The 7,039-nt window shown below is 71.1% G+C and carries 5 protein-coding genes and 1 pseudogene; 3 read left to right on the plus strand and 3 right to left on the minus strand.

Going from position 1 to position 7,039, the window contains the following annotated elements; genetic code table 11:
- Positions 1 to 135 precede the first annotated feature (135 nt).
- Complete coding sequence (gene glgX / locus ACFWXC_RS41230; protein WP_384487327.1) at positions 136 to 2,367, plus strand: glycogen debranching protein GlgX; 2,232 nt, start codon at positions 136 to 138, stop codon at positions 2,365 to 2,367.
- Between the two features lie 74 nt (positions 2,368 to 2,441).
- Positions 2,442 to 3,839 (plus strand): sulfatase, encoded by a 1,398-nt coding sequence (locus tag ACFWXC_RS41235; RefSeq protein ID WP_384487329.1) that lies wholly within the window; start codon positions 2,442 to 2,444, stop codon positions 3,837 to 3,839.
- Here the strand turns inward: ACFWXC_RS41235 and ACFWXC_RS41240 are convergent.
- The 3 genes and pseudogenes from ACFWXC_RS41240 to ACFWXC_RS41250 form a co-directional block, all read right to left on the minus strand.
- Positions 3,836 to 4,216 (minus strand): annotated as a pseudogene (locus tag ACFWXC_RS41240) (LuxR C-terminal-related transcriptional regulator); the annotation flags it as partial. The gene ACFWXC_RS41235 and the pseudogene ACFWXC_RS41240 sit on opposite strands and share 4 nt — an antisense overlap.
- Before the next feature lie 18 nt (positions 4,217 to 4,234).
- On the minus strand, positions 4,235 to 5,521 hold the full coding sequence (locus ACFWXC_RS41245) for an RNA-guided endonuclease InsQ/TnpB family protein (protein WP_384487331.1): 1,287 nt from the start codon (positions 5,519 to 5,521) through the stop codon (positions 4,235 to 4,237).
- 98 nt (positions 5,522 to 5,619) lie between these two features.
- Positions 5,620 to 5,817 carry a hypothetical protein gene (locus ACFWXC_RS41250; protein ID WP_384487333.1) on the minus strand — a complete coding sequence of 66 codons (198 nt, stop codon included), beginning with the start codon at positions 5,815 to 5,817 and terminating at the stop codon, positions 5,620 to 5,622.
- A 134-nt stretch (positions 5,818 to 5,951) separates the two neighbouring features.
- Between ACFWXC_RS41250 and ACFWXC_RS41255 the strand changes: the two genes are divergently transcribed.
- Positions 5,952 to 7,039, plus strand: a 1,088-nt coding sequence (locus tag ACFWXC_RS41255) for an ABC transporter ATP-binding protein (RefSeq protein WP_384487335.1), incomplete at its 3' end; no start/stop codon positions are given.

Genomic DNA, 7,039 nt, shown 5'->3' on the forward strand with positions numbered 1-7,039 from the left:
AGCCGTCGCGGGCGTGTCCGTAGCGAGCCGCCGAGCGTGCCCGGGACCGGGAGTCCGGGCACGGTCGGCTGCCCGAACACGGACCGGGTGCGCCCCGGGGGTCGGCGAGCCGCGGAACAACAAAGGGGCCGACAGGTGACGAGCGCAGCCGAGCAGCAAGGGGCACGGGCGCGGGCCCCGAGGGCGGAGGCCCCCGCGGTCAACGGGACGGCCCTCCCCGTCCCGGCGGCCTGGCCGGGGTCGTCGACTCCGCTGGGCGCCCGGTTCCGGGTCGGCCCGGACGGGGTGGCCGGCACCAACTTCGCCCTGTGGGCGGCCGGGGCCGAGGCGGTCCGGCTCTGCCTCTTCGACGAGCGGGGCCGGGAGACCAGGATCCCGCTGACCGAACTGACGCACGAGATCTGGCACGGGTTCGTGCCGGGCGTACTGCCGGGCCAGCGGTACGGCTACCGGGTCGACGGCCGCTGGGACCCGTGGACCGGCGCCCGCTGGAACCCGGCGAAGCTGCTGCTCGACCCGTACGCGCGGGCGGTGGACGGCGAGTTCGGACTGCCGCCCGAGGTGTACGGGCATGTCCGGGACTGGCCGGACCAGCAGGTCGCCGACACCGTCCGGGACGACCGGGACTCGGCGCCGTACGTCCCCAAGGGCGTGGTCGTCCACGATGACGACGACTGGTCCGACGACCACCGCCCGAAGACCCCGTGGGCGGACTCCGTCATCTACGAGCTGCACGTGCGCGGCTTCACCAGACTGCACCCGGGCATACCCGAGGAACTCCGCGGCACCTACGCGGGGCTGGCCCACCCGGCCGCGGTCGAGCACCTGGTCAACCTCGGCGTGACGGCCGTGGAGCTCCTCCCCGTGCACCAGTTCGCCCACGAGGACCACCTGCTGAAGCGGGGCCTCAGGAACTACTGGGGCTACAACTCCATCGGCTACTTCGCCCCGCACGCGGCCTACGCCGCCTCCGGTACGACGGGACAGCAGGTCGGCGAGTTCAAGCGGATGGTGCGCGCGCTGCACGCGGCCGGGATAGAGGTCATCCTCGACGTGGTCTACAACCACACGGCGGAGGCGGGCGAGCTGGGCCCGACGCTGTCCCTCAAGGGCATCGACAACCGGGGCTACTACCGGCTCCAGGACGACGCCCGGCACTTCGCCGACTACACCGGCTGCGGCAACACCCTGCACGTGGTCCGGCCGCACGTCCTGCGCCTGATCACCGACTCGCTGCGCTACTGGGTGACCGAGATGGGCGTGGACGGCTTCCGTTTCGACCTCGCGGCCGCGCTGGCCCGCTCGATGCACGACGTCGACATGCTCTCCCCCTTTCTCGCGGTGATCGCCCAGGACCCGGTGCTGCGCCGGGTGAAGCTGATCGCCGAACCGTGGGACGTGGGCTCCGGCGGCTACCAGGTGGGCGCCTTCCCGCCCCTGTGGACCGAATGGAACGACCGCTACCGGGACGCCGTCCGGGACTTCTGGCGCGGCGCCCTCCCGGACGTCCGCGACCTCGGCTACCGCCTCTCCGGCTCCAGCGACCTCTACGCCTGGGGCGGCCGGCGCCCCTACGCCTCCGTCAACTTCATCACCGCGCACGACGGCTACACCCTGCGCGACCTGGTGTCGTACCAGGCGAAGCACAACGAGGCCAACGGCGAGAACAACCGCGACGGCGCCGGCGACAACCGCTCCTGGAACTGCGGGGTGGAGGGCGAGACGGCCGACGAGGACGTACGGGCACTGCGCAGGCGGCAGCTGCGGAACCTCCTGACGACGCTGCTGCTGTCGACGGGCGTTCCGATGCTGGTCGCCGGCGACGAGCTGGGCCGCACCCAGCGCGGCAACAACAACGCCTACTGCCAGGACAACGACATCAGCTGGCTGGACTGGAAGCTGCTGGACGACCCGGCCTGGCGACCGCTGTTCGACCTCACCTCCCGGCTGATCCGGCTGCGCCACCGCCACCCGGTCCTGCGCCGCCGCGCCTTCTTCTCGGGCCGCGCGCACTCGGCGGACGGGCTGCGCGACCTGGCCTGGTTCACGGCACACGGCGAGGAGATGACCGAGGGCGACTGGTACGCGCCCGCCGCCACCCTCGGCATGTATCTGTCCGGGCGGGACATCCCGGGCCGCGACGAGCGCGGGGCGCCGGTCCTGGACGACAGTTTCCTGACCGTCCTGCACGCCGGCGACCGCCCGGCGGAGTTCCTGCTGCCGGGCCCGCCGTGGGCGGAACGCTACGAGGTGCTCGTGGACACCACGCGGGAGGAGCAGAGCGAGGCACCGGGCGTGGTGCACGAGGCCGGGACGGCGATCACGGTGCCCGCGCGGGCGGTGCTGCTGCTGCGGGTGGTCGGCTGAGGCAACGTTGCAGGGGCGTGAAATCCGCGCCGGTTTCCTGGCCAGGCGCGGCGCCCGCTGATCCACTGAAACGCATGCCTGAGATATCCCGTCGTACGTTCGGTGGCCTCATCGGCGGTGGCGCGGTCACCGCCGTCGCAGGCCCGACCGCTGCGGCCGAAGCCGCCGAGCGTCCCTTCGAGGCCCGCCCAGCCGCCTCCGGCACCCGCCCCAACCTCCTGGTCATCCTCGGCGACGACCTCGGCTGGGCCGACCTCTCCTCCTACGGCGCCCCGCACATCAAGACCCCGAACCTGGACCGGCTGGCCCGCCAGGGCGTGCGGTTCACCGACGCCTACTCCGGCTCGGCGACCTGCTCCCCCACCCGGTTCAGCCTCTACACCGGCCGCTACCCGGGCCGAACGCCGGGCGGCCTCGCCGAGCCCATCGCCGCCCGGACGCAGGGTCTGGACCCCCACCACCCCACCCTCGCCTCCCTGGTGAAGAAGGCCGGTTACGCCACCGCCCTGATCGGCAAGTGGCACTGCGGCTGGCTGCCCGACTACAGCCCGACCAAATCCGGCTGGGACGAGTTCTTCGGCAACTTCGGCGGGGTCCTCGAATACTTCTCCAAGCTGGGGCAGCTGGGCGACTACGACCTCTACGAGGGCGACGCCGAGTACAAGGACCTGCGGTACTACACGACCGTGCTGACCGAGCGGGCCGTCGAGTACGTCGGCCGGAAGCACGCCACGCCCTGGCTGCTGAACCTCAACTTCACCACCCCGCACTGGCCCTGGCTCGCCGAGGGCGACGAGGAGACCGGCGCGCAGATCGCCGCGCGGATCCGGGCCGCCGAGAGCCAGGCGGAAATCTCGGTCGCGCTCAACCACTACGACGGCGGCTCGGTCGCCAAGTACACCGAGATGGTGGAGAGCCTGGACGCGGCCGTCGGCGATGTGCTCGACGCGCTGCGCCGCTCCGGGCAGGAGGAGAACACGGTCGTCCTGTTCGCCAGCGACAACGGCGGTGAGCGCTGGTCGTACCTGTGGCCGCTGAGCGGCGAGAAGTTCGTGCTCCAGGAGGGCGGCATCCGGGTGCCGACCATCGTGCGCTGGCCCGCCCGGATCGACGGCCGCCAGGTCAGCCACGAGCCGCTGTTCACCCCGGACTGGACGGCGACCCTGCTGGAACTGGCGGGCGCCCGCCCCGACCCCGCGTATCCGCTGGACGGCACCAGCCTCGCGGGCTATCTGCTGCGCGGCGAACGGCTGCCGGAGCGCGACCTGTTCTGGCGGGTCCGGGCCAACCGGGCGCTGCGGCGCGGGGACTGGAAGTACTACCAGGACGACGCCGGCGACGACCACCTCTACCACCTCGCCGCCGATCTGCGCGAACAGGCCGATCTCGCCCCGGACGAGCCGGAGCTGCTCGCCGAGCTGAAGACGTCCTGGGAGCGGATCGCGGCCACCCTGCTGCCGTATCCGGGTTAGCCGAGGATCCCCCGCTGGTACGCCGTCGCGACCGCCGCCGCGCGGTCGTTGACGCCCAGCTTGGCGTAGAGGTGGGTGAGGTGGGTCTTGACCGTGGCCTCGCTGATGAAGAGCTCGCGGGCGATCTCGCGGTTGGAGGTGCCCCGGGCGACCAGGGCCAGGACCTCGCGTTCGCGGGCGGAGAGCGGTTCGTTGCCGGGCGCGCCGGGGGTGCGGACCGCGGAGACCAGGCGGGAGGCGACGGCCGGGGAGAGGACGGTACGGCCCTGGGCGGCGGCGCGGACGGCGGTGAACAGCTCCTCGCGCGGGGCGTCCTTCAGCAGGTAGCCGGTGGCACCCGCCTCGATCGCGGGGAGGGTGTCGGAGTCGGTGTCGTACTTGACATCCTCCACCTCTTAAAAGAGGGGGATTCCAACCCAGGCGGGTTGAGGTTCACGGGCGCTCGAACGACCGGCGGCCGCTGTCACCCCTCCGGCACCGGCGGTTCGCCGGGGGCGGGGGATCCCGCCCTGTCCTGCCGCGACGTTGATGCTCGCGTTCTCATCGGCGTTGCAGCTGAAGCCGCAGGACACGCAGACGAAGTCGGCTTGGCTCTTGCGCGACTTCTTCTCGATCCACCCGCAGGCACTGCACCGCAGAGACGTAAAGGGTGCGGGCACGTCCTCGACCCGGCCCGGAGCCTTCTGCTCCGTGCGCCGCCTCAGCAGGCCCCACCCCTGGGCGAGGATGCCCCGGTTCAGCCCGGCCTTCTGCCGGACGTTCCTGCCAGGCTGCTCGACGGTTCCCTTCGCGGAGCGGGTCATGTTCTTGATGTTCAGCTTCTCGAACCGGATCACATCGTAGCTGCGGGCGACCATGGTGCTGGTCTTCTCGCACCAGTCCTTGCGCCGGTTCACCTCGCGCGCCTTCAACCGGGCGACCTTCGCGTGCTCGGTGGCCCTGGCATCACTGCCCTTCGGAGCGCGGGCAGCACGCCGCTGGTGCTTGCGGACCTGTGCACGCTCCCTGACTGTGAGCTGCGGGCAGTTCAACTTCCGGCCGTCGGACAGAGCGGCCGTGATGGTCACACCCCGGTCGATGCCGATGACCACGCCCGTCGCCGGCACGTCGATCGGCTCGGGGACGACGGCGAACGCAATATGCCACTGCCCGGTACGGAAGGTGACCCGGAACGTCTTCGCGGCGGGCAGTTCGGCACGGGTGAGACGGAAACGCACCCAGCCACAGCCGGGCACCTTCACCCGAGCCCACCGCCGGTTCAGCCTCTGCACCACGACCGAGCGGCCCATGACCTGCCTGCCCCTGGCGTTCAACTTCGCACTGCCGTCCGGTTCGTACTCGGGTACGCGGTCGGTGCCGATGACCCTAAAGCCCTCGTGCACGTGCTTTCTGCGCCAGGTCGGCTCACCAAATCCGGAGGTGAAGCGGGCGTTCCTGGCTGTAGCGAAGTCCTTCAGGGCCTGCTGCTGCACGTCCGCGTTCCCGGCGGCGAGCCACTCGTTTTCCTGCCGGGCTTCGGTGAGCTGGCGGCACTGCTCGGCAAAACCGGGCGCGGACCTGCGGCCGGGCCGCCAGTGCGCGTGCTGCTCCACCGCCACGTTCCACACGTACCGGGCGTGCGCGCAGTGCAGCAGCATCTGCTCCACCTGCACGGGCGTCGGATACAGCCGGAAACGTGACATGCCACGAACCTAGCCACCCCGTTCCCCTCCCGCGCATGTCTTCGATCAACATCACCCGTGAGAGTGACAGACACGCCCTGCCTTCCAGGGGACAGCGTCTAGACGACAAAGCCGAGGGCGAGGGCCGCCACGGTCGTGAGCAGCAGCGCCAGCAGATACCCGCCCGGCTGCTTCGGCAGTCGTACGTCGAAGGCGATCCTGTCGACGACGAGCGCGAGCAGCGCCGAGCCCAGCGCGACCCGAGGGTCCCGTCCGGGCCCGGGCCGCCACATCGCCCGCCCCGCTGGAAACGGCATCGACCGATCGGCTGATGCGGCGGATCCGGATGTACGACCCTCGAACACTCCCCAGGTCGTAGGACCAGCGGCGGATTCCGGTCCGGCCAAAACTCGGTAGGCGTTGTCAGTGCCGATCCGTAGGCTCGCCCCTGATGCCTCCGACACGTGCAACCACCAAGGACCGGTCAGCCGTCCGTACCCTGCTGCGCCTGTGGCCGTACGTACGGCCGGTGCGGGCGCGGCTGTCGGTCGCCGTGTTCGTCGCGGTGATCGCCTCCTGTACGGGGCTCGTCATCCCGCTCGTCCTCAAGTGGATGGTGGACGGCCCGGTGGCGGACCGCGACCCCGGCGGGGTCTGGCTCGGCGCGCTGTACCTGCTGCTGCTCGGGATCGCCGAAGCGGTGCTTTTCGGACTGCGGCGCTGGCTGGTGGCCAGACCGCTCTCGCACGTCGAGGCGGGCATGCGGGCAGACCTCTACGGCCATCTGCAGCGCCTGCCGGTCGCCTTCCACGACCGCTGGGCCTCCGGCCAGTTGCTCTCCCGGGCCACCACCGACCTGATGCTGCTCCGCATGTTCCTCGCCTTTCCGCTGACCTTCCTGCTGGTCAACGGGGTGACCATCCTCGTCGGCGTGATCATCATGCTGCTCCAGGACTGGACGCTGGGCCTGGTCATCCTCGTCCCCACGATCCCCGTGATGTGGACGTGCGTGATCTTCGAGAAGCGGTACGCGGCGGTGGCCCGGCTCGCCCAGGACCAGGTGGGCGACCTGACGACGGTGGTCGAGGAGAGCGTGCTCGGCATCCGCATCATCAAGGGGTTCGGCCGGCACCGCAGCCAGGCGCGCGCGTTCCGCGAGCTGGTACGGACCCTGCGGGGCACGGAGCTGCGCAAGGCGCGGATGCTGGCGACGATCTGGGGCGTCATCGTGACCCTCCCGGAGGCGGCCATCGGGGCGGCGCTGCTGTGGGGGTCGATCCAGGTCGCCGAGGGCGAGCTGAGCACGGGGACGCTGGTGGCGTTCCTGTCGACGGCACTGGCACTGCGCTGGCCGGTGGAGTCGATCGGCTTCCTGCTGGCGATGAGCCAGGAAGCGGCCACGGCCACGGAGCGGTATTTCGAGGTGCGGGACGCGTTGCGGGAGGACGCCGATTCGTCGTCGGCTGCGGGTGCGTGGGGGCTTGTCGCGCAGTTCCCCGCGCCCCTTACGGGGCGCCTCAGCGCAGCGCCCCAAAGGGG

It is taken from the genome of Streptomyces sp. NPDC058683, assembly GCF_042716195.1.
Classification (GTDB): domain Bacteria; phylum Actinomycetota; class Actinomycetes; order Streptomycetales; family Streptomycetaceae; genus Streptomyces.